The following is a 21,918-nucleotide window of genomic DNA, read 5'->3' as shown; positions in this document are numbered from 1 at the left end:
CTGAAGCTGGGGCTGGTGCCGGATCGGGTGGGGCGCGGAGGCGCTGGAGACGCGGGGATCGATGGGCTTGTTCCTGTCCACATATGTGAACAAGGTCGACAAGAAGGGTCGGGTTTCAGTCCCGTCTTCCTTCCGCGGCGTCCTTGGTGGACAGACGGAGCTGATCGTCTTCCGGTCCCTGCAGGCCAACGCCATCGATGCCTGCAGCGTCGACTATATGGATCGCCTGTCCGAGGCGCTGGACAACCCCAACATGCCCGACGACATGCGCGACCTGATCGAGACCACGGTGTTCGGCGGGTCCGTCCGCCTGGCCCTGGATCCCGAGGGCCGCATCGTGCTGCCGGAAAACTTCCTGGCCTTCGCCGGCATCACCGAAGGTGCCGCCTTCGTCGGCCGCCGCCACACCTTCCAGATCTGGGACCCCGACGCCCTGTCGGCCCATGAAGCCGCCAGCCGCGACCGCAGCCGCGCCCAGAACATCTCGCTGTCCACCATCCTGGCCCGCACCAACTCGGTCCTGGCGGCCGGATCCAATGGCGGGGGTACGCAGTGAGCGAGACCGCGACCACCAGCGGGCCGCAGGTCCATATCTCCGTCCTGCTGGCCGAGGTGCTGGCGGCCCTGGCCGTGCGTGACGGCGGCGTCTATGTCGACGGCACCTTCGGCGCCGGCGGCTATACCCGCGCCATCCTGGAGGCGGCGGATTGCCAGGTCATCGGCATCGACCGCGACCCGGCCGCCATCAAGCGGGCGGAACCCCTGCTGGCCCGTTTCCCCGGCCGCCTGCGCATCATCGAGGGCCGGTTCGGCGACATGGCCGAGCTGCTGGCCGCCCACGGCATCGGCCCGGTGGACGGCGTGGCGCTGGACATCGGCGTCTCCTCCCCCCAGATCGACGACCCGGCGCGCGGCTTCTCCTTCCGCTTCGACGGCCCGCTGGACATGCGCATGAGCCTGAGCGGTCCCACCGCCGCCGACGTGGTCAACGACTACGCCGAGGCCGACATCGCCAACATCCTGTGGCGTCTGGGCGAGGAGCGCCTGTCCCGTCGCGTGGCCCGCGCCATCGTGGCCGCCCGCGCCGCATCGCGAATCGAGACGACGGCGCAGCTGGCGGACATCATCCGCGGCGTCGTTCCCCGGTCCAAGAAGGACGGCATCGACCCCGCCACCCGCAGCTTCCAGGCCCTGCGCCTGCACGTGAATGACGAGCTGGGGGAGCTGGACCGCGGCCTGGCCGGCGCCGAGCGGGTGCTGGCGCCCGGCGGCCATCTGGCCGTCGTCTCCTTCCATTCCCTGGAAGACCGGCGGGTGAAGGACTTCCTGCGCCAGCGCAGCGGGTCGGAGGGCGCGCCGTCGCGCCACATGCCGGCCGCCCACAGCGGCCCCGCCCCCACCTTCCGCCTTCTGGGGCGCAGCGGGGTTACCCCCAGCGAACCCGAACTTCGCCACAATCCGCGCGCCCGATCCGCTCGGTTGCGCGCCGCCGAACGCACCAACGCCCCCGCTTGGCCCATGGGAGAAGCAGCATGATAGGCAAGTCCACGCTCGTCTGGCTGTGCCTCGCCACCGTCGCCAGCGGCATCCTCTACCACACCAGCTATCGCGTGCAGGAGGAGCAGGAGCACCTGGCCTCCCTCAACCGGCAGATCGCGCAGGAGCAGCAGTCCATCCAGGTGCTGCGCGCCGAATGGGCCTACCTGAACGATCCCACCCGGCTGGAGCGGCTGGCGACCGAGCATTCCACCCTGCGCCCCACCAAGGCGGAGCAGATGGTGGCCCTGGCCGCCGTGCCGGTGAAGCCGGAGGCGCCCGCGCCGGTTCCCGGCGCGCCGGCGGACCAGGCGAAGCCCGCCCCGGGGGCCGCCCCGGCGCCGGAGTCCACCTACGTCGCCAGCGTGGCGCCGGCCGCCCCCGCCGTACAGGTCGCCGTGGCCCAGGCCGCCCCGGCGCCCGCGCCCAAGGCCCAGGTCGTGGCGCTGAAGGCGCCGGACGTGCAGGCGCCCACCCCGGTGAAGGCCACCGCCGGCAAGCCGGCCCCCACCGTGAAGGCGGCTAAGCAGCCTGAGCGCGTGGACAGCATCGGCGCCCTAATGGCCAGCCTGGACGCCGCCGACAAGACCGGCGGCAAGGTCACCCTCGCCTCCGCCAGCGCCGCCAAGTCCAAGACCAAGCCCATCCTGATGGCGGAGCAGACCCTGAGCGCCAAGCTGGGGGCCGCCCGATGAGTGACGCGCCCTTTTCCCTGACCGGTTTCGACATCGCGGGCATGGAGCGCATCCAGGCCCCCAGGTCGGAAGGCAGGGTCCGCCTGAACAACCCCACCAGCCACGCCTTGGAGCAGGGCCGGTCGCGCCTTGTGGTGACGGCCGCCCTGTTCGCCTTGGTGCTGGGCGCCATCGGCGTGCGCCTGGCCGACACCATGGTGTTCAGCCGCGAGGCGGAACCGCCGGTGGCGGAGAACACCACCGCCCGCCCCCTGCCCGTCACCCGGGCGGAGATCACCGACCGCAACGGCGTGCTGCTGGCGACCTCGCTGGCCACCGCGTCCGCCTATGCCGATCCCAAGCTGGTGATCGACGCGGAGGAAGCCGCCCGCAAGCTGGTGGCCACCCTGCCGGACCTGGACTATCGCCAGGTGCTGAAGGACCTGAAGGGCGACAAGCGCTTCGTCTGGATCAAGCGCAACCTGACACCCCGCCAGGAATTCGAGGTCAACAAGCTGGGCATCCCCGGCGTGTTCTTCCAGCAGGAGGAGCACCGCATCTATCCGCAGGGCAGCCTGACCGCCCACCTGATCGGCCTGACCGGCATCGACAACAACGGCCTGATGGGTATCGAGCAGTCGTTCGACAAGCGCCTGCGCGAACAGTCGGAGCCGCTGCGCCTGTCCGTCGACGTCCGCCTGCAGCACATCGTGCGCAAGGAAATCACCCAGGCCATCCAGGACTTCAACGCCATCGGCGGCGCCGGCCTGATCATGGACATCAAGACGGGCGAAATCCTGTCGATGGTCAGCCTGCCCGACTTCGACCCCCAGAACCCCGGGGAAATGCACGAGGAGTCGAAGTTCAACCGCGCCACCCTGGGCGTCTATGAGATGGGCTCGGTGTTCAAGATCCTGAACACCGCCATCGCCTTGGAAACCGGCACGGTGAAGCTGCACGAGACTTTCGACACCAGCCACCCCCTGAAGATCGGCCGCTTCACCATCCATGACGACGAGCCGGTCAATTACTGGATGGACGTGGTCGATATCTTTCGCAAGTCGTCCAATATCGGCTCCGCCAAGATGGCGGAGAAGTTCGGCATCGACGTGCAGCGGGAGTACATGGGCCGCTTCGGCATGCTGAAGGCCCCGTCGCTGGAGATCCCCGAGGTCGGCGGCCCGCTGGTGCCCAACCCCTGGCGCCCCACCACCCTGCTGACCGTCGCCTTCGGCCACGGCATCTCCGTCAGCCCCATCCAGATGTCCTCGGCCGTGGCCGCCGTGGTCGACGGCGGCATCATGCGTCCGGCCACCCTGCTGAAGCGCGACCCCAACGCCGAGATCCCCGAGACCCGTGTGATCTCGCCCCAGACCTCGGCCATCCTGCGCAAGCTCATGCGCCTGGTGGTGACCGAGGGCACGGGCAAGACGGCCTTCGGCACCGGTGATCTGAAGGCGGCGGACACGCTGGACTATCTGGTGGGCGGCAAGACCGGCACCGCCGAGAAGGTCAGCGGCAAGGGCTACGCCCACAAGTCGCTGCGCACCTCCTTCGCCGGCGCCTTCCCCATGAACGATCCGCGCTATGTGGTGTTCGTCATGGTGGATGAGCCGCATGGCAACAAGAAGAGCTTCGGCTTCGCCACCGCCGGCTGGGTCGCCGCCCCCGCGGTGCAGCGCATCGTCTGGCAGGCGGCACCCCTGCTGGGGGTGAAGCCGGTGGTCCGCAACGACCCCGAGGTTTTGCAGGCCATGACCATCAACTAACCACCCCCCCTGAAACCCACACGACAGGGCACCGTAAGGTGGGGGTCGACCGATGCCGGGCCGCGCGCTATCAACCCGCCCCGGCATCACGTGTGAGAGGGACCCTTGCGTCTGACCGATCTGATGGCATCGCGCACCGAAATCGCCGTATCGGCGCTGGCCCTGGAACGGGACCCCGAGATCACCGGCCTGACCGCGGACAGCCGCGCGGTCAAGCCGGGCATGCTCTTTGCCGCCATGCCGGGCAGCGCCCGCGACGGGCGGGACTTCATTCCCCAGGCGGTGGCCGCCGGCGCCGTGGCCGTGCTGGCGCCCAAGGGAACCACGCTGCCTGAAAACCTGCCTCATCCCGTCAGCCTGATCGAGGACGCCAATCCCCGGCGGCGCTTCGCCCTGCTGGCGGCCGCCTTCTACAAGCGCCAGCCCGCCACCATCGCCGCCGTCACCGGCACCAATGGCAAGACCTCCACCGCGCAGTTCACCCGCCAAATGTGGTCCCTGCAGGGGTACCAGGCCGGCGCCATGGGCACCCTGGGCCTGATCGCCCCCGGCTTCCCGCGTGAGGACAGCCTGACCACGCCCGACCCGGTGGCGCTGCACAGCACGCTGTCGCGCCTGGCCGAGGGCGGCGTCACCCACCTGGCGATGGAGGCCAGCAGCCACGGCCTGGACCAGTTCCGCCTGGACGGCGTGCTGGTCACCGTGGGCGGCTTCACCAACCTGACCCGCGACCATTTGGATTACCACGGCACCATGGAGGCCTACTTCAAGGCCAAGGCCATGCTGTTCGACCGGGTGATGCCGCGCGGGGCCACGGCCGTGGTGAATGCCGACATCCCCGAATTCCAGGCCCTGGCCGACCTGGTGCGCGCCCGCAAGCAGACCCTGATCGGCTTTGGCGAGCAGGGGCGCGACCTGGCGGTGAAGGCCCTGCGTCCCCTGCCCCAAGGCCAGGCCCTGACCCTGGAGGTCATGGGCGCCCGCCACGACATCGTCCTGCCGCTGGTCGGCCGCTTCCAGGTGTGGAACGCCCTGTGCGCGCTGGGCATGGTCATCGGCAGCGGGGCGGAACCACAGGCCGCCGCCGGGCTGCTGTCACAGCTGGATGGCGTGCGCGGCCGGCTGGAACTGGTGGCGACGCTGGACAACGGCGCCGCCATCTATGTCGACTACGCCCACACGCCCGACGGGCTGGAGACGGTGCTGAACAGCCTGCGGCCCCATGCCGAGGGCCGCCTTTCCGTCGTCTTCGGCTGTGGCGGCGACCGCGACCGGGGCAAGCGTCCTATGATGGGCGCCATCGCCGCCCGCCTGGCCGACCGCGTCATCGTCACCGACGACAACCCGCGCACCGAGATCCCCGGCGCCATCCGGGCGGAAGTGCTGGCCGGCTGCCCCGGCGCCACCGAGGTGGACGACCGCGCCGCCGCCATCGCGCTGGCCATCGGGGACCTGAAGGCCGGCGACGTGCTGGTCATCGCCGGCAAGGGGCATGAGCAGGGCCAGATCGTGGGTAAGGAGGTGCGTCCCTTCGACGACGCCGCCGTCGCCCGCGGCGTGCTGGGCTTGGCCAGTGGGATGCCGGCCAGCGGGATGTCGGCCAATGGGATGTCGGGAGGGACGGCATGACCGCGACCCCGACCAGGAACGTGCTGTGGACGGCGGCCGATGCCGCCGCCGCCGCGAACGGCCGCGTGCAGGGGGCCGATTGGGCCGCCACCGGCATTTCCATCAACACCCGCACCCTGAACCCCGGTGACCTGTTCGTGGTGCTGAAGGGCCCCAATTTCGACGGCCACGCCTTTGTCGAGATGGCCTTGCAGCGCGGGGCCGCCGCCTGCCTGGTGGGCCACGTGCCGGACGGCATCGCCGCCGACGCGCCCCTGCTGGTGGTCGAGGACACCCAGGCGGCCCTGGAGGATTTGGCGCGGGTGGCGCGGCTGAACACCGCCGCCAAGGTCATCGCCGTCACCGGGTCCGTCGGCAAGACCAGCACCAAGGAATTCCTGCGCGCGGCGCTGGGCGCCCTGGGCCCCACCTTCGCCACCGAAGGCAACCTGAACAACCACCTGGGCCTGCCCCTGTCGCTGGCCAGCCTGCCGGCCGATGCGCGCTATGGCGTGTTCGAGATGGGCATGAACCACGCGGGTGAGATCGGTCCCCTGTCGCGCATGGCGCGGCCGGACATCGCCATCATCACCACGGTGGAGGCGGTGCACCTGGAGTTCTTCGCCTCCATCGAGGGCATCGCCGACGCCAAGGCCGAGATTTTCGAGGGCATGTCCCGCCAGGGCACGGCCATCCTGAACCGGGACAATCCGCAATACGCCCGCCTGCTTGCCGCCGCCCGCACCCAAGGCATCGGCCACGTGTTGAGCTTCGGCGCCACCGCCGGGGCGGACGCCCGCCTGATCGACCTGGATCTGGGCCAGACCGGCAGCGACGTGACGGCCGAGATCCAGGACCAGGTCATCCGCTACACCCTGGCCGTGCCCGGCCGCCACCAGGCGCTGAACAGCCTGGCCGTGCTGCTGGCCGTGTCGGCCGCGGGCGGCGACATCGCCACCGCCGCCCAGGCCCTGGCCACCCTGGCGCCCGTCAAGGGCCGGGGCGTGCGCCAAACCGTGCCTCTGCCCACCCATCCCCATGGTGGCGGCAGCCTGACCCTGATCGACGAAAGCTACAACGCCAGCCCCGTGTCGGTGGCGGCCTCCGCCGACGTGCTGGGCCATACACAGCCGGGCCCGGGCGGCCGCCGCGTGGCGGTGCTGGGCGACATGCTGGAACTAGGCGCGGACTCCCCCAGGCTGCACGCCGGCCTGGCCGACGCGCTGGTGGCCGCCGACGTGCACCTGGTCTTCACCTGCGGCCCCCACATGCGCCATCTGTTCGACCGCCTACCGTCTGAGCGCCGGGGCGCCCACGCCGACACCAGCGCCGAGCTGGCGCCCCTGGTGGGCGCGGCCGTGCGCGCCAACGACATCGTCATGGTCAAGGGATCCGCCGGCAGCCGGATGGCGCTGGTGGTCGACGCCCTGAAGGCCCTGGACCATCCTACCCCCTCTTCCTCCTCCGCCGCCGTCTCCGGGAGCTAAGACCCGTCCCATGTTGTTCAATCTGCTGTTCCCGCTGGCCGACGACTTCCAGCTATTCAACCTGTTCCGGTACATCACGTTCCGGACGGGCGGGGCCATGCTGACGGCACTGATCATCAGCTTCGTCATCGGCCCGGGCGTCATCCGCTGGCTGAAGTCCATGCAGGGATCGGGGCAGCCCATCCGCACCGACGGGCCGGAGACGCACCTGAAGAAGAAGGGCACGCCCACCATGGGCGGCCTGATGATCATGATCTCGGTCCTGATCTCCACCGTGCTGTGGGTGGACGTGACCAACGCCTACACCTGGATCGTGCTGCTGGTGACGGTGGGCTTCGGCCTGGTCGGCTTCGGCGACGATTTCCTGAAGCTGACCAAGCGCAACACCAAGGGCCTGTCGGGCCGGGGCAAGATGGTGGCGATGATCGCTGTCTCCGGTGTCGCCACCGCCTGGTACCTGCATGTGGCGCAGAGCCCGCTGGACACCAGCCTGGCCGTGCCCTTCCTGAAGGACGTGCTGATCCCCCTGGGCTTCCTGTTCGGGCCCTGGGCCGTGTTCGTCATCGTGGGATCCAGCCATTCGGTGAACCTGACGGACGGCCTGGACGGCCTGGCCATCGTGCCCATCATGATCGCCGCCGCCAGCTTCGGCCTGATCGCCTACCTCTCGGGCAACGCCGTCTTCGCCAACTACCTGCAGATCCACCACGTGCCCGGCACGGGTGAGCTGGCGGTGTTCTGCGGCGCCCTGGTGGGCGCCGGCCTGGGCTTCCTGTGGTTCAACGCGCCGCCGGCCATGGTGTTCATGGGCGACACCGGCTCGCTGGCCATGGGTGGTGCCTTGGGCACCGTCGCCGTCATCACCAAGCATGAGCTGGTGCTGGCCATCATCGGCGGCCTGTTCGTGCTGGAAACCGTATCGGTCATCGTGCAGGTCGCCAGCTTCAAGATGACGGGCAAGCGGGTGTTCCGCATGGCGCCGCTGCACCACCACTTCGAAAAGAAGGGCTGGTCCGAGCCCACCGTCGTCATCCGTTTCTGGATCATCGCCGTCATCCTGGCCCTGGCCGGCCTGTCCACCCTGAAGCTGCGTTAAGCCCCGCCCATGTCCCAGCCCATCCTCCTTCCCTCCCTCAAAGGCCGCCGCGTGGCGGTGATGGGCTTGGCGCGGTCCGGCCTGGCGGCGGCGCGCGTGCTGGCCGCCAGCGGGGCTGAGGTCCTGGCCTGGGACGACGGCGCCGGAGGCCAGAAGGCGGCGGAGGCCGCCGGCATCCCACTGACCAACCTGCATGAGGCCGATCTGGCCGGGGTCGCCGCCCTGGTGTTGTCGCCCGGCATTCCCCACACCTTCCCGGCGCCGCACCCGGTGGCGGCCCGGGCCAAGGATGCGGGTGTGCCCATCATCGGCGATGTGGAACTGCTGCGTCTGGCCCAACCGGACGCCGCCTACATCGGCATCACCGGCACCAACGGAAAATCCACCACCACCGCCCTGACCGGGCACATCCTGGCCCATGCTGGCCGCACCCTGGCCGTGGGCGGCAACCTGGGCATCCCCGTCCTGACCTTCCCGGCGCTGGGCGAGGGCGACGTGTACGTCCTTGAAATGTCCAGCTACCAGCTGGAGCTGACGCCCTCCCTGGGCTTCGATGCCGCCGTACTGCTGAACATCACGCCCGACCACCTGGACCGCCACGGCGGCATGGACGGCTACATCGCCGCCAAGCGCCTGATCTTCCAGCCGGGCGCCCGCGACCCGTCGAAGGCCCCGCCCGTCGCCATCCTGGGCGTGGACGAGCCCAACACCGCCGCCATGGCCGACAGCCTGGAAGCAGAGGGCGGGCGCAGGGTCATCCGCATCTCCTCGGAACGCCCGGTGCCGGGCGGTGTCCACGCCGCCGATGGCGTGCTGGTGGACGATACCGAGGGCCAGGCCCTGGCCGTGGTCGACCTGCGCCGGTGCGCGGCCTTGCCCGGCCGCCACAACTGGCAGAACGCCTGCGCCGCCTACGCCGCCACCCTCGCCGTGGGCGTGGCGCCCGAAGTGATCGCCGAGGCCATGCGCGCCTTCCCCGGCCTGGCCCACCGCCAGCAGGCCATCGCCACCATCGACGGCATCCGCTTCGTCAACGACAGCAAGGCCACCAACGCCGACGCGGCGTCCAAGGCCCTGGGCTGCTACGAGGACATGTACTGGATCGTGGGCGGCAAGGCCAAGGAGGGTGGGCTCAGCGGCCTGGAACCCTTCATGGGCCGGGTGCGCCACGCCTTCCTGATCGGCGAGGCGACGGAGGAATTCGCCCCCTGGCTGGAGGGCAAGGTCAGCTACGGCCGCTACGGCACCCTGGACCAGGCGGTACCGGCCGCCTACGCGATGGCGAAAGAAGCCGGCGGCGGCACGGTGCTGCTGTCGCCCGCCTGCGCCAGCTTCGACCAGTATCCCAATTTCGAAGTGCGGGGCGACGCCTTCGTCCGCATCGTGCGCCAGTTGGAAACCGGAAAGGACGGGGCGTCATGATCACGCTGTCGCGTACCGACCAATCCGTCATCGGCCGCTGGTGGTGGACCGTCGACCGCTGGACCCTGGCCACCGTCTTCCTCATCGCCACCATCGGCGTGGTGCTGATCCAGGCCGCCAGCCCGCCGGTGGCGGAGCGTATCGGCCTGGATAACTTCCACTTCATCCAGCATCACGTGATGATGCTGATCCCCACCCTGATCGTCATGGTGGGCGTGTCGCTGCTGTCGCCCAAGGGTGTGCGGCGCATGGCCATGATCATGTTCCTGCTGTCGCTGGTGGGTGTGGCCCTGACCCTGGTGTCGGGCGTGCAGATCAAGGGCGCCACGCGCTGGATCCACCTGCCCGGCCTGTCCGTCCAGCCCTCGGAATTCATCAAGCCGGCCTTCGCCGTGGTCGCCGCCTGGCTGTTCGCCCAGGCCCGGCACACCAACAACGTGGTCTACTTCGGCGTCTGCATTGTCTTCTACCTGATGATCGTCGCCTTGCTGCTGATGCAGCCCGACCTGGGCATGACCTTCGTGGTCAGCGCCGTATGGTTCGGCCAGTTCTTCATCGCCGGCCTGCCCATCCTGCTGGTGGCGGTGCTGGTGGTCTGCGGCCTGTCCGGCCTGGTCGGCGCCTATTTCCTGTTCCCGCACGTGCAAAGCCGCGTGAACCGCTTCCTGGATCCCGCCGCCGGCGACAACTACCAGGTCCAGCGCGCGCTGGACGCCTTCCAGCACGGCGGCCTGTGGGGCACCGGCCCCGGCCAGGGCACCGTCAAGATGACCATTCCCGACGCCCATGCCGACTTCATCTTCGCCGTGGCGGGGGAGGAGCTGGGCATGCTGTGGTGCCTGTTCATCGTGCTGCTGTTCGGCGTGGTCGTGATGCGCAGCTTCGCCCGGGCGTACGGCGAGCAGAGCCTGTTCGTCATGCTGGGCTCGGCCGGCCTGGCCATGCAGTTCGGCCTGCAGGCCTGCATCAACATGGCCTCCAGCCTGCACATGATGCCGACCAAGGGCATGACCCTGCCCTTCATCAGCTATGGCGGTTCGTCCCTGATCGCGCTGGGCATCGGCGTCGGCATGCTGCTGGCCCTGACCCGCAAGCGCTTCGGCCAGGGGGACCTACCGTGACCGCTTCCCCCATGGGCACTATCGTCCTGGCGGCCGGCGGCACCGGCGGCCACCTGTTCCCGGCGGAGGCGCTGGCCCGCACCCTGCGGGCCCGGGGCCTGCCCGTCGTGCTGGTGACCGACACCCGCGGCCACGCCTTCGGCGAGGGCCTGTCCGACATCCCGGTGCACCGGGTCAGCGCCGGCACGCCCGGCCGGGGACTGGTGTCCAAGGCGCGCACGGCCCTGTCCCTGTTGGCCGGCACGATGCAGGCCCGCCGCATCCTGAAGGATCTGAAGCCCGCCGTGGTGGTGGGCTTCGGCGGCTACCCCTCCGTCCCCACGGTGTTCGCGGCGCAGCGCCTGGGCATCCCCGTGGTGGTGCATGAGCAGAACGCCGTGATGGGCCGGGCCAACAAGATGCTGGCCGGCGGCGCGCGGCTGATCGCCACCTCCTTCCCCCAGGTCAGCGGCCTGCCCCGCCACGTGGCCAGCGTGCGCACCGGCAACCCCGTGCGCCCCGCCATCCTGGACCTGGCCAACCGGCCCTACATCGCCCCCACCGGCACCCTGTCCGTCCTGGTGACGGGGGGCAGCCAGGGCGCCTCCGTCTTCAGCACCATCCTGCCCGCCGCCGTCGCCCGCCTGTCGCCAGAGCACCGCCTGCGCCTGAGCATCAAGCAGCAGGCCCGGCCGGAGACCATGGAGCAGGCGCGGGAGGGGTACGCCGGCCTGGGCGTCGACGTGGAACTGGCCCCCTTCTTCCGCGATATGGCCGGCCGGCTGGACGCCTGCCACCTGGCCATATGTCGTTCCGGTGCCGGAACGGTGGCGGAATTGGCCGTTGCCGGCCGACCCGCCATCCTGGTGCCCTATCCGCAGGCCATGGACGACCACCAGACCGCCAACGCCAAGGCCTTGGTCGAGGCCGGCGGCGCCTGGCTGGTGCCGCACGCCCAATTCACCGCCGAGGCCCTGGCCGAGCGCCTGGCGGCCTTCCTGGACGACCCGGCGCCGCTGATCCTGGCGGCCGCCGGTTCCCGCTCCTTCGCCATTCCGGACGCGGCCGCGCGCCTGGCCGACGCGGTGCTGGACGTCGCCCGTGGCGGGAGGGCCGCCGCATGAGCACCCCTCATAAGACAGGCTTCCCCCGGTGTCGCCCTTCGCCTATGGTCCCGCCGCCGCGGGCTGGACCCGCGCGCAATCCCCCTATCGCAGCGGAGACGGCCAATGAGGGCGATGCCCCTGTCCATCGGCACCATTCATTTCGTGGGCATCGGCGGCATCGGCATGTCCGGCATCGCCGAGGTGCTGCACAACCTGGGCTATTCCGTCCAGGGCAGCGACCTGGCCGACAATTACAACGTCAAACGCCTGCGCGACCTGGGCATTCCCGTGTCCATCGGCCAGCGGGCGGAGAATTTGGGCGACGCCGCCGTCGTCTGCATCTCCTCCGCCGTGAAGCGCGACAACCCCGAGGTCATGGCCGCCCGCGCGGCGCTGATCCCCGTGGTGCGGCGCGCCGAGATGCTGGCGGAACTGATGCGCCTGAAGTGGTCGGTGGCCATCGCCGGCACGCACGGCAAGACCACCACCACCTCGCTGGTGTCGGCCCTGCTGGACGGCGCCGGCTTCGACCCCACCATCATCAACGGCGGTATCATCAACGCCCTGGGGACCAACGCCAAGCTGGGCTCCGGCGACTGGATGGTGGTCGAGGCGGATGAGAGCGACGGCACCTTCACCAAGCTGCCGTCCACCATCGCCGTGGTCACCAACATCGATCCCGAGCACCTGGACTTCTACGGCACCTTCGACAAGGCGCGCGAGGCCTTCGACCAGTTCGTGCAGAACATCCCGTTCTACGGCTTCGCGGCCCTGTGCATCGACCATCCCGAGGTGCAGGCCCTGATCAGCCGGGTGGACCGCCGCATCGTCACCTACGGCTTCAACCCCCAGGCCGACCTGCGCGCCGCCAACCTGCAAACCACGGTGCAGGGCGCCTTCTACGATGTCGTCGTCTCCGACCGCGTGGCGGGGGAGGAGCGGACCATCACCGGCCTGCACCTGCCCATGTACGGCCTGCACAACGTGCAGAACTCCTTGGCCGCCATCGCCGTCGCCCTGAACATGGGCATCAACGACGACAGCATCCGCCAGAGCCTGGCCAAGTTCTCGGGCGTGAAGCGCCGCTTCACCAAGACGGGCGAGAGCAACGGCATCGTCGTCATCGACGACTACGGCCACCACCCGGTGGAGATCGCGGCCGTGCTGAGTGCCGCCCGCACCGCCGGCACCGGCCGCACCATCGCCGTGGTCCAGCCCCACCGCTACACCCGCCTGCAGAGCCTGTTCGAGGAATTCTGCACCTGCTTCAACGACGCCGACGCCGTCATCGTCGCCGATGTCTATGCCGCCGGTGAGACGCCCATCACCGGCGTCACCAAGGAGGCGTTGGTCGATGGCCTGCGCACCCACGGCCACCGCCACGCCCTGCCCCTGCCCTCGCCCGAGGCGCTGCCGTCCATGATCCGCGACATGGCGCGGCCAGGCGACCTGGTGGTCTGCCTGGGCGCCGGCAACATCACCAACTGGGCCAACGGCCTGCCGGCGGAACTGGACCGCCTGTTCGGCACGGCCATCCCCGGGTCGCATCACGGGGGGAGCCAGGGCTGACATGATGGCGGAACCGCGCATGATGGATGAGGGTGGGGACAGCCGGGGCACCGCCCTGCTGCGCCGCCTGCCGTCCGTGCGCGGCCGCCTGACGCCCGACGCCCCACTCGGCCCCCTGACCTGGTTCCGCGTGGGCGGCCCGGCCGACGTGCTGTTCCGCCCGGCGGACGAGGACGACCTGGCCCAGTTCCTGGCCGGTTGCCCGGCCGACGTGCCGGTCACCGTCATCGGTGTCGCCAGCAACCTGCTGGTTCGCGACGGCGGCGTGCGCGGCGTGGTCGTCCGCCTGGGCGGCAGCTTCGCCCAGGTTTCCGTCGAGGGCGAGCGGGTCGGCGCCGGCGCTGGCGCCTTGGACCTGACAGTCGCGCAGACGGCGCAGGCGGCCGGCCTGTCCGGCCTGGAATTCCTGTCCGGCATTCCCGGCACCATCGGCGGCGCCATCCGCATGAACGGCGGCGCCTATGGTGGGGAGACGGTGGACGTGATCGAAGACGCCGTGGGCGTCGACCGCCAGGGCCGCCGCCATGTCTACGGCCGCGACGACCTGCACCTGACCTACCGCCACTGCGGCGTGCCCGAGGACGTGATCTTCACCGCCGCCACCCTGCGCGGGACGCCCGGCGACAAGGCCGCCATCCAGGCCCGCATGGAAGAGATCGCGGCCGCTCGCGCCGCCAGCCAACCGGTGCGTGCCCGCACCGGTGGCTCCACCTTCGCCAACCCAGCCGGTGAGAAGGCCTGGGCGCTGGTGGACAAGGCCGGTTGCCGCGGCCTGGTGGTCGGCGGCGCCCAGATGTCGGAAAAGCACGCCAATTTCATGCTGAACCTGGGCGACGCCACCGCGGCCGATATCGAGGCCCTGGGTGAGGAAGTGCGACGCCGCGTCCTGGAGACGACGGGCATCACCCTGCGCTGGGAAATTCGCCGCATCGGGGTGCCATTGGAGACGGTTGGAGCGCCCGCGAATCAGTCCTGAGCGGGTGCGGCGAGCGCTGGCGGCCGAGTCGTTTTTCGACCCGTCCGGAGGACATAGGGAAGGACTACGGGTAGTTATACCCCGGTTGCACCGGCCTGGACATTTCAACGCTATAGCTAGCGGTTTTCAAAAAGAGGCGCCAAGAAACTCACAAAATGTTGCGTTTCCCAGCGGTTCTGCAAAGGTGGGCTATCCTCTAGGGATTGTGTCGCCTGGCTGAACCGCCTCAGCCGATAGGGAGCTGTTTGATGAGTGGTCACCAGCCTAAGCATGTCACCGTCCTGATGGGCGGGTGGTCTGCCGAGCGCGAGGTGTCGCTTGTCAGCGGGGCGTCCATCGTCACCGCCTTGGAATCCAAGGGATATGTCGTGCGCGCCGTGGATGTGCAGCGCGACCTGGCCGGCCTGCTGGCGGCCCTGACGCCCAAGCCCGACGTCATTTTCAACGCCCTGCACGGCAGGGGCGGCGAGGACGGCACGATCCAGGGTGTCCTGGAGTACCTGGGCGTGCCCTACACCCATTCCGGCGTCATGGCCTCCGCCGTGGCCATGGACAAGGCCATGACCAAGCGCGTGCTGGGCACCGTGGGCATGCCCATCGCCCAGGACGTTATCGCCACCCGCGACGCGGTGCTGGCCGGCCACGTCATGGAACCGCCTTACGTCATCAAGCCGGTGGATGAAGGCTCCAGCGTCGGTGTGCGCATCGTGCGCGCGGGCCATAACGGCCCCGCCATCGAGGCGGAGCATTGGGTCTATGGCGACACGGTCATGGTGGAAAAGTTCATCCCCGGCCGCGAGCTGACCGTGGGCGTGGTGGGCGAGCGCGCCCTGACCGTGACCGAGATCGTGGCCAGCACCGAGTTCTTCGACTACACGGCCAAGTACACCGAGGGCCACGCCGTCCACGTCTGTCCGGCCCAGATCCCGGCCGAGGTGGCGGAGGAGGCCAAGCGCCTGGCCCTGCTGGCCCACCAGACCCTGGGCTGCAGCGGCGTCAGCCGCAGCGACTTCCGCTGGGACGACGGCAAGCCCGGCGTGACCGGGCTGTGCTTCCTGGAAACCAACACCCAGCCGGGCTTCACGCCCCTGTCGTTGCTGCCGGAACAGGCGGCCTACGTTGGCCTCAGCTATGCCGACCTGTGCGGCTGGATTGTGGAGCACGCGGCATGCCACGGGTAACCCACCCCTCCAGCCCCGGGCTGTTCCCCGAAGGCGACACCCCGCGCAGCCGCATCGCGTATGAGACGCGGCGGACGACGCAGAAGGCCGCCCAGGCCGCCAACCGCCGCCGCGCCGTCCCGCGCTGGCAGCAGTTCCTGGGCCGCCGGGCCACCACCCTCGTGCCGCTGGCCCTGGTCGGCGGCCTTGTGCTTTGGGGGTGGACCAGCGGCAAACTGGCGGCGGCGGGCAACGCGGTGGACGCCGCCTTCCTGGACGTGACCGCGCGCGGCGGCCTGCAGGTGCAGGAAGTGCTGGTCAAGGGGCGCAAGGAAACCGACGGCGCCCAGGTACTGGCGGCCCTGGGGATTGAGCGGGGCTCGCCCATCCTGGGCTTCGACCCGCACGCCGCACGCAAGCAGCTGGAGCAGATCCCCTGGATCGCCAGCGCCCGCATCGAGCGGCGCCTGCCCGACACCCTGTTCGTCGTGCTGACGGAACGCCAGCCCATGGCCATCTGGCAGCATGAGCAGAAGCTGGCCCTGGTGGATGCCGAGGGCACGGTGCTGACCGACCATAACCTGGACCACTTCCCCAACCTGCCCATCCTGGTGGGCGAGGGCGCGCCCAAGCAGGGCCGCGCCCTGCTGGCGGCCTTGGCGTCCGAACCCACCATCCAGTCGCGCGTCGACGCCGCCGTACTGGTGGGCGCCCGCCGCTGGGACCTGCACCTGAAGGGCGGCCTGGAAGTGCGGCTACCGGAAGTGAATTTCGAGGCGGCCGTGCACCAGCTGGCCGCGCTTGAGGCGTCGGACAAGATTTTGGAGCGCGACGTGGTCGCCATCGACCTGCGCGTGCCGGACCGGCTTGTTGTCCAATCCTCGCCTGCCGCCATCGCGGCCAAGGCGGCGGCGAAGGCCGCGGACAAGAAGCGCCAGGCCGCGGCGAAGAAGAACTGAGGGCGGACCAGACCATGGCATTCACCGTAACCGGCCGGTCCAAGCCCAAGCGCGTGGCGCGCGGCGGCACCATCGCGGCGCTGGACGTGGGCAGCAGCAAGGTCGTGTGCTTCATCGCCCGGGTGGAGGAGCCCGGCTCCATCCGCGTGGTCGGCATTGGCCACCAGGTGTCGCGCGGCGTGCGCGCCGGCGCCATCGTGGACATGGAGGCGGCCGAGACCGCCATCGGCACGGCCGTGCACGCGGCCGAGACCATGGCCGGCGAACAGATCCGCGAGGTGCTGGTGGGCTTGTCCGGCGGCCAGCCGGAAAGCCAGACCCTGACGGTGGAGACGGGCATCTCCGGCTCCGAGATCACCGACCACGATCTGCGTCGCGCCCTGGCCCACGCCCGCAACCTGAACGTCTCGGCGGATGCGGAGCTGATCCATTCCATCCCCGTGGGCTATACGGTGGACGGGTCCAGCGGCATCCGCGACCCGCGCGGCATGGTGGGGGAGCGGCTGGGCGTGCGCCTGCACGTGGTGACGGCCGCCGCCGGCCCGGTACGCAACCTGAATTCCTGCGTCGGCCGCTGCCACCTGGGCGTGGAAGGCTTCGTCATGTCACCCTTCGCCGCGGGCCTGTCCTGCCTGGTGGAGGATGAGATGGACCTGGGCGTGACCCTGATCGACATGGGCGGCGGCACCACCAGCATCTCCGTCTTCTTCGACGGCAAGATGGTGTGGACGGACAGCGTGCCCATCGGCGGCAGCCATGTCACCAGCGACATCGCCCGCGGCCTGACCACGCCACTGGCCCATGCCGAACGGTTGAAGACACTGTATGGCAGCGCCCTGCCCGCCCCGTCGGATGAGCGCGAGATCATCGACGTGCCGCAGATCGGGGAGGAGGACCGGGCTCAGGCCCACCACGTGCCGAAGTCCCTGCTGGTTGGCATCATCCAGCCCCGGCTGGAAGAGGTGTTCGAGTTCGTGCGCGGCCGCCTGGACGCCTCGGGCTTCGCCAAGCTGGCCGGCCGCCGCGTGGTGCTGACCGGCGGCGCCAGCCAGCTGCCGGGCATGCGCGAACTGGCCCAGCAGGTGCTGGACAAGCAGGTGCGCCTAGGCCGCCCCTTGCGTATCGGCGGCTTGGCGGAATCCGTGGGCGGCCCCGCCTTCTCCGCCGCGGCGGGCCTGCTGGCCTACGCCGTGCAGCAACATGCCGAGGCCCCGGCCCTGGCCCCCCTGATGGAGCCCAGCGGCAGCGGCTGGCTGGGCCGCATGGGCAACTGGTTGAGGGACAATCTATGACCCCGGCAACCGCCCCCAAGAGATACAGGCCGCCGCCATCGCGACCGCGATGTCCCGGCCGAAGACCGACGAAACCGACCCAAGACCTAACCGCACCGTATTCCGGACGCTCCGCAGAGGGGACAACGCCATGACCATCAAAGTCACCATTCCGCCGGTGGAAGTGCTGACCCGCCCGCGCATCACCGTGTTCGGTGTCGGCGGCGCCGGCGGCAACGCCGTCAACAACATGATCCGCTCCAACCTGGAAGGGGTGGAGTTCGTGGTCGCCAACACCGACGCGCAGGCGTTGACCGGCAGCGAGGCCACCAAGCGCCTGCAGCTGGGCAGCACCATCACCCGCGGCCTGGGCGCCGGCTCGCGCCCCGATGTGGGCCGCGCCGCCGCCGAGGAACAGCTGGAGGAGATCCTCTCCTACCTCGAAGGCACCAACATGTGCTTCATCACCGCCGGCATGGGCGGTGGCACGGGTACGGGTGCCGCCCCGGTGATCGCGCGCGCCGCGCGGGAACAGGGCATCCTGACCGTGGGCGTGGTGACCAAGCCCTTCCACTTCGAAGGCGCGCACCGCATGCGCATCGCCGAGTCCGGCATCAATGAGCTGGCCGGCTACGTCGACACCCTGATCATCATCCCCAACCAGAACCTGTTCCGGGTGGCGAATGAGAAGACCACGTTCGCCGACGCCTTCAAGATGGCCGACGACGTGCTGCACTCCGGCGTGCGCGGCGTGACCGACCTGATGGTCATGCCCGGCCTGATCAACCTGGACTTCGCCGACATCCGCACCGTGATGACGGAGATGGGCAAGGCCATGATGGGCACGGGCGAGGCCACCGGCGAGCGCCGGGCCGTGGAGGCCGCCGAGGCCGCCATCAGCAACCCGCTGCTGGACGACGTGTCGATGAAGGGCGCCCGCGGCGTCCTGATCAACATCACCGGCGGCTACGACATGACCCTGTTCGAGGTGGACGAGGCGGCCAACCGCATCCGCGACGAGGTCGACCCCGACGCCAACATCATCTTCGGCTCCACCTTCGACGCCCAGCTGGACGGCAAGATGCGCGTCTCCGTGGTGGCGACGGGCATCGAGACCCTGGCCGGCCAGCAGCCGCGCCAGCAGCCGGCCGCCCCGCAGCTGTCGGTGGTCAGCACCAACGCGGTGCGCCGTGCGCCCACCCCGGTGGCCACGCCCTCGGTCAGCACGCCTGTGCGCCCGGCCGGCGCCAGCTACCACGCCGCCCTGACCCCGGCGCCGGTGGCGCCGACGGCCGCCGCCCCGGCTGTCCCGGCCCCGCTTGCGGCCCCTATGGCGTCGGCCCAGCCCGCGCCGCAGATGGCCGTGCCCGCCCCGGCGCCCTTCACCCCGGCGGTCGAGCCGGCCCCCGCCCCGGTGGCGGCCCCGGCCGCCGAGATGGCGCCGGAGCCCGTGGCCGAGCAGCCGGCCCCGCGGACAGAGGTGCCGATGCGCGCCCCCGCCCCCGGTGCCCTACGCGGCGAGCGCAGCGGCGCCGGCTTCATCCCGCCGCGTCCGGCGGAGGCGGGCCCGCGCCTGGGCGCCCCCAACCCCGACCGCTACACCCCGCCGCAGGCGGAGCCGCGCAAGAAGGGCATCTTCCAGCGCATGTTCGGTTTCGGCGGTGATGAGGCGGCCCCGGCCCCGCAGGTCCAGCACCCGCAGCCGGCGCCGCGCCAGCCCGCCCCCGCCGCGCATTACGCCCCCCAGCAGCACGCGCCGCAGGTCCAGCATCCGCAGCCGGCGCAGCAGCACGCCCCGGCCCCGCAGGCGGCCCCCCGCCAGCAGCCGGCCGTGCATCAGGAGCCCGGCCTGGGCCGCGCGCCGGGTGAGGACAGCTCGCTGGATATTCCGGCGTTCCTGCGCCGCCAGGCGAACTGACGGTGCCGAATTGCCGGCACGCGTGTGACTGACGTCACTGCATTGCATCATGTGAAGGGCCGCTTCCCACGGGAAGGCGGCCCTTTTCATTTGCGGCGGAAAAAAGGCGAATTTGCATTTGTGCTCAGGTAGATACGCATGGCTTCACGTAACATTCGGTAACAAAGAGTGATTTGAAGCCTGGCGCCTCCGTTGTTACTTAGGCAGCGTGACGTTCGGCTTTGGATGCACCGCAACACGCGATTAAACACCGGAGCCAGCGTCACAGCCGAAGGCGGCAAGGCGGCAGGGTCGATCATTCGACCGCTAGCCGGACCGGTCGCCGGACGTGGATGGCAGGACCCGCGCATCGCGATTGAGGTGGTCACGGTTGGACCGCCCCGCCCGCCTCCCCCCGTCCGAACGCAAAGTCCCCGGTGGATATAACCCTGGGGCGCACGTGATGCAGGAAAGGCCCCGGCCCGACCGTATCACGGCCGAATAAGGAAGTTGGAACCGTGTACGCCGATCGTGAACCCATCACCGCCGCCCGCCAGCAGACGCTGAAGGCCCCCATCAATTGCACCGGTGTCGGCCTGCATTCCGGCCTGCCTGTTGCCATGACGATGCGCCCGGCGCCGGTGAACACAGGTATCGTCTTCCGCCGCGTGGATCTGTTGCGCGGTGGTGCCACTGAAGCCCAGGTGGCCGTGCCAGCCCGTTGGGACGCGGTGGTCGACACCCGCCTGTGCACGGTGGTCGCCAATGCCACGGGCGCCACGGTGGGCACGGTTGAGCATGTCATGTCCGCCCTGCGCGGCTGTGGCATCGACAACCTGTTCATCGACCTGGACGGGGCCGAGGTTCCCATCATGGACGGCAGCGCCGCCCCCTTCGTCTTCCTGATTGAGTGCGCCGGCATCACCCAGCAGGACGCCGCCCGCCGCGTCATCCGCGTGCTGCGCCCCGTGTCGGTGGTGGAGGGCGAGAAGGTGGCCACCCTGACCCCGGCCTTGGGCTCCAGCTTCGCGTTCGAGATCGACTTCGCCAGCGCCGCCGTGCGCCGCCAGGAGGGTTTCGTCCGCCTGGAAGCCGACAGCTTCAAGGATGAGGTGGCCGAGGCCCGCACCTTCGGCTTCCTGCAAGAAGTGGACATGCTGCGCCGCGCCGGCCTGGCCCGGGGCGGTTCCATGGACAACGCCATCGTCATCGACGGCGACCGCGTCCTGAACGAGGGCGGCCTGCGTTTCGACGACGAGTTCGTGCGCCACAAGATCCTGGACGCCGTGGGCGACCTGTACATGGCGGGTTACGCCATCGTCGGCCACTACTCCGGCATCCGTTCCGGCCACGCCCTGAACAACAAGCTGCTGCGCGCGCTGTTCGCCGACGCCTCCGCCTACGAGATCGTCGAGGAGATCGATGCGGCCTTCGTCCCGGCCTGGGAACAGCCGTTGCTGGCCGCCACCGCCTGACACCCTATTAGACGAACCACGCCGCCGTCCGTCCGGCCAACAAGCACCAAAATCAAACATAACACCAATCACTGAGCCTCAAACGAAAAGGCCTTCTTCCCCATCCGGGAAGAAGGCCTTTTCCGTTTCCGGCCGGTGCGCCCGGCCGCCAGGTCTGGCTGATGTTCGCCGGCTCACAGCATGGCATTGATGCACAGGGCCATGACGGCGGCGACGGACAGCATGCCGGCGGCCTCGACGAAGGCGGACAGGCGGGCATAGAGGCCGGTGGTGACGGCGGTCTCGGTGGCGGTGACGGTGGTCATGATCTTTTTCCCCTTGTTATGGATGATCGCTGGTCGGGCGATGGTCGGTGATGGAAGCTTCCGGGTCGGCTTACAGCATGGCGTTGATGCTGGCGGCGATCAGCAGGGCCACGGCCATCATGGCCACGCCCTCGACGACGGCGATGTCGGGCAACACCTTGAAAAAGCGGAAGGAAGCGGTGCGGCTGGAAGCGGCGAAGGCGGTCATTTCTATCTCCATCGGTGCGTTGGTCGGTGATGTCCCTATAAGAGCAAGGGGCGTGCCAACTGGCCAAAATGGCGGAAATCCTGGACTTTGCGCCCGCATCCAACACCCTCGCGTTACGGCGCCACCAAAAATTGGCCGCAATGGCGATTTAGTTTGAGAAAGGGCTATTTCCATTTGGACGGCGGCGGACACTGTCCGTTTACGGACACCGCCCCTGTTCGCCCGCGTACGGTTCGGCCGGGCGCGGCGGCCACTCCACCTATGGAATCCTCCTGGCCCAGGAAACGACGCCTCAGGACT

19 protein-coding genes are annotated in these 21,918 nt (G+C 69.7%); 17 read left to right on the top strand and 2 right to left on the bottom strand.

The genetic code is table 11. The features are described from left to right. Positions 1-61: 61 nt before the first annotated feature. The 17 genes from UAJ10_RS14935 to lpxC all read left to right on the top strand — a co-directional run bounded on the left by UAJ10_RS14935 (position 62) and on the right by lpxC (position 21,105). Positions 62-556 carry a division/cell wall cluster transcriptional repressor MraZ gene (locus UAJ10_RS14935; protein WP_322916073.1) on the top strand — a complete coding sequence of 165 codons (495 nt, stop codon included), beginning with the start codon at positions 62-64 and terminating at the stop codon, positions 554-556. Then, on the top strand, positions 553-1,536 hold the full coding sequence (gene rsmH, locus UAJ10_RS14930) for a 16S rRNA (cytosine(1402)-N(4))-methyltransferase RsmH (protein WP_322916072.1): 984 nt from the start codon (positions 553-555) through the stop codon (positions 1,534-1,536). Before UAJ10_RS14935 ends, rsmH begins: the two co-directional genes overlap by 4 nt. Further along, a complete protein-coding gene (gene ftsL, locus UAJ10_RS14925; RefSeq protein WP_322916071.1) occupies positions 1,533-2,231 on the top strand; it encodes a cell division protein FtsL in 699 nt (232 codons plus the stop codon). Before rsmH ends, ftsL begins: the two co-directional genes overlap by 4 nt. Beyond that, positions 2,228-3,979: a peptidoglycan D,D-transpeptidase FtsI family protein gene (locus tag UAJ10_RS14920; protein ID WP_322916070.1), complete on the top strand. Its 1,752-nt coding sequence runs from the start codon at positions 2,228-2,230 to the stop codon at positions 3,977-3,979. The genes ftsL and UAJ10_RS14920 overlap by 4 nt, the downstream gene beginning before the upstream one ends. Positions 3,980-4,102: 123 nt before the next feature. After that, positions 4,103-5,608 (top strand): UDP-N-acetylmuramoyl-L-alanyl-D-glutamate--2,6-diaminopimelate ligase, encoded by a 1,506-nt coding sequence (locus UAJ10_RS14915; protein ID WP_416235396.1) that lies wholly within the window; start codon positions 4,103-4,105, stop codon positions 5,606-5,608. Then, complete coding sequence (locus tag UAJ10_RS14910) at positions 5,605-7,074, top strand: UDP-N-acetylmuramoylalanyl-D-glutamyl-2,6-diaminopimelate--D-alanyl-D-alanine ligase (RefSeq protein ID WP_322916068.1); 1,470 nt, start codon at positions 5,605-5,607, stop codon at positions 7,072-7,074. Before UAJ10_RS14915 ends, UAJ10_RS14910 begins: the two co-directional genes overlap by 4 nt. A gap of 13 nt (positions 7,075-7,087) precedes the next feature. Next, entirely contained in the window at positions 7,088-8,170 is a 1,083-nt protein-coding gene (gene mraY / locus UAJ10_RS14905) for a phospho-N-acetylmuramoyl-pentapeptide-transferase (RefSeq protein ID WP_411861186.1), read from the top strand. 9 nt (positions 8,171-8,179) lie between these two features. Then, complete coding sequence (gene murD / locus UAJ10_RS14900) at positions 8,180-9,592, top strand: UDP-N-acetylmuramoyl-L-alanine--D-glutamate ligase (protein WP_322916067.1); 1,413 nt, start codon at positions 8,180-8,182, stop codon at positions 9,590-9,592. Continuing rightward, on the top strand, positions 9,589-10,713 hold the full coding sequence (locus UAJ10_RS14895) for an FtsW/RodA/SpoVE family cell cycle protein (RefSeq protein ID WP_145611499.1): 1,125 nt from the start codon (positions 9,589-9,591) through the stop codon (positions 10,711-10,713). Before murD ends, UAJ10_RS14895 begins: the two co-directional genes overlap by 4 nt. Positions 10,714-10,724: 11 nt before the next feature. After that, positions 10,725-11,816, top strand: coding sequence for an undecaprenyldiphospho-muramoylpentapeptide beta-N-acetylglucosaminyltransferase (gene murG / locus UAJ10_RS14890; protein ID WP_322917327.1), 1,092 nt, complete (start codon positions 10,725-10,727; stop codon positions 11,814-11,816). 105 nt (positions 11,817-11,921) lie between these two features. Next, positions 11,922-13,367 carry a UDP-N-acetylmuramate--L-alanine ligase gene (gene murC, locus UAJ10_RS14885; protein WP_322916066.1) on the top strand — a complete coding sequence of 482 codons (1,446 nt, stop codon included), beginning with the start codon at positions 11,922-11,924 and terminating at the stop codon, positions 13,365-13,367. 1 nt (position 13,368) lies between these two features. Next, positions 13,369-14,343 (top strand): UDP-N-acetylmuramate dehydrogenase, encoded by a 975-nt coding sequence (gene murB, locus UAJ10_RS14880; protein ID WP_416235368.1) that lies wholly within the window; start codon positions 13,369-13,371, stop codon positions 14,341-14,343. 248 nt (positions 14,344-14,591) lie between these two features. After that, positions 14,592-15,524 (top strand): D-alanine--D-alanine ligase, encoded by a 933-nt coding sequence (locus UAJ10_RS14875; protein WP_322916065.1) that lies wholly within the window; start codon positions 14,592-14,594, stop codon positions 15,522-15,524. Further along, positions 15,512-16,462 (top strand): cell division protein FtsQ/DivIB, encoded by a 951-nt coding sequence (locus tag UAJ10_RS14870; RefSeq protein ID WP_322916064.1) that lies wholly within the window; start codon positions 15,512-15,514, stop codon positions 16,460-16,462. Before UAJ10_RS14875 ends, UAJ10_RS14870 begins: the two co-directional genes overlap by 13 nt. A 14-nt stretch (positions 16,463-16,476) precedes the next feature. Further along, positions 16,477-17,754 carry a cell division protein FtsA gene (gene ftsA / locus UAJ10_RS14865; RefSeq protein ID WP_145749875.1) on the top strand — a complete coding sequence of 426 codons (1,278 nt, stop codon included), beginning with the start codon at positions 16,477-16,479 and terminating at the stop codon, positions 17,752-17,754. A 130-nt stretch (positions 17,755-17,884) separates the two neighbouring features. Further along, positions 17,885-19,651 carry a cell division protein FtsZ gene (ftsZ, locus tag UAJ10_RS14860; protein ID WP_322916063.1) on the top strand — a complete coding sequence of 589 codons (1,767 nt, stop codon included), beginning with the start codon at positions 17,885-17,887 and terminating at the stop codon, positions 19,649-19,651. Positions 19,652-20,148: 497 nt separating this feature from the next. Then, positions 20,149-21,105 (top strand): UDP-3-O-acyl-N-acetylglucosamine deacetylase, encoded by a 957-nt coding sequence (gene lpxC, locus UAJ10_RS14855; RefSeq protein WP_322916062.1) that lies wholly within the window; start codon positions 20,149-20,151, stop codon positions 21,103-21,105. A gap of 173 nt (positions 21,106-21,278) precedes the next feature. Here the strand turns inward: lpxC and UAJ10_RS14850 are convergent, their stop codons facing one another. Continuing rightward, the gene (locus tag UAJ10_RS14850; RefSeq protein ID WP_322916061.1) at positions 21,279-21,410 is read right to left on the bottom strand and encodes a hypothetical protein; all 132 of its coding nucleotides are present in this window, start codon (positions 21,408-21,410) and stop codon (positions 21,279-21,281) included. A gap of 70 nt (positions 21,411-21,480) precedes the next feature. Beyond that, positions 21,481-21,618: a hypothetical protein gene (locus UAJ10_RS14845; RefSeq protein ID WP_186455583.1), complete on the bottom strand. Its 138-nt coding sequence runs from the start codon at positions 21,616-21,618 to the stop codon at positions 21,481-21,483. Positions 21,619-21,918: the final 300 nt, after the last annotated feature.

Origin of the sequence: Nitrospirillum guaranorum, from assembly GCF_034653275.1 — a bacterium.
Classification (GTDB): domain Bacteria; phylum Pseudomonadota; class Alphaproteobacteria; order Azospirillales; family Azospirillaceae; genus Nitrospirillum.
This window is presented reverse-complemented; position numbering and strand designations above follow the sequence as displayed.

Excerpts from the sequence above, each read along its gene's own strand:
- UAJ10_RS14850 (WP_322916061.1), bottom strand. The coding sequence starts at position 21,410 with ATGACCACCGTCACCGCCACCGAGACCGCCGTCACCACCGGCCTCTAT.
- UAJ10_RS14920 (WP_322916070.1), top strand. The coding sequence starts at position 2,228 with ATGAGTGACGCGCCCTTTTCCCTGACCGGTTTCGACATCGCGGGCATG.
- murB (WP_416235368.1), top strand. The coding sequence starts at position 13,369 with ATGATGGCGGAACCGCGCATGATGGATGAGGGTGGGGACAGCCGGGGC.
- murC (WP_322916066.1), top strand. The coding sequence starts at position 11,922 with ATGAGGGCGATGCCCCTGTCCATCGGCACCATTCATTTCGTGGGCATC.
- UAJ10_RS14870 (WP_322916064.1), top strand. The coding sequence starts at position 15,512 with ATGCCACGGGTAACCCACCCCTCCAGCCCCGGGCTGTTCCCCGAAGGC.
- UAJ10_RS14915 (WP_416235396.1), top strand. The coding sequence starts at position 4,103 with ATGGCATCGCGCACCGAAATCGCCGTATCGGCGCTGGCCCTGGAACGG.
- UAJ10_RS14895 (WP_145611499.1), top strand. The coding sequence starts at position 9,589 with ATGATCACGCTGTCGCGTACCGACCAATCCGTCATCGGCCGCTGGTGG.
- murD (WP_322916067.1), top strand. The coding sequence starts at position 8,180 with ATGTCCCAGCCCATCCTCCTTCCCTCCCTCAAAGGCCGCCGCGTGGCG.
- murG (WP_322917327.1), top strand. The coding sequence starts at position 10,725 with ATGGGCACTATCGTCCTGGCGGCCGGCGGCACCGGCGGCCACCTGTTC.
- ftsA (WP_145749875.1), top strand. The coding sequence starts at position 16,477 with ATGGCATTCACCGTAACCGGCCGGTCCAAGCCCAAGCGCGTGGCGCGC.
- UAJ10_RS14875 (WP_322916065.1), top strand. The coding sequence starts at position 14,592 with ATGAGTGGTCACCAGCCTAAGCATGTCACCGTCCTGATGGGCGGGTGG.
- UAJ10_RS14910 (WP_322916068.1), top strand. The coding sequence starts at position 5,605 with ATGACCGCGACCCCGACCAGGAACGTGCTGTGGACGGCGGCCGATGCC.
- ftsZ (WP_322916063.1), top strand. The coding sequence starts at position 17,885 with ATGACCATCAAAGTCACCATTCCGCCGGTGGAAGTGCTGACCCGCCCG.
- ftsL (WP_322916071.1), top strand. The coding sequence starts at position 1,533 with ATGATAGGCAAGTCCACGCTCGTCTGGCTGTGCCTCGCCACCGTCGCC.
- UAJ10_RS14935 (WP_322916073.1), top strand. The coding sequence starts at position 62 with ATGGGCTTGTTCCTGTCCACATATGTGAACAAGGTCGACAAGAAGGGT.
- UAJ10_RS14845 (WP_186455583.1), bottom strand. The coding sequence starts at position 21,618 with ATGACCGCCTTCGCCGCTTCCAGCCGCACCGCTTCCTTCCGCTTTTTC.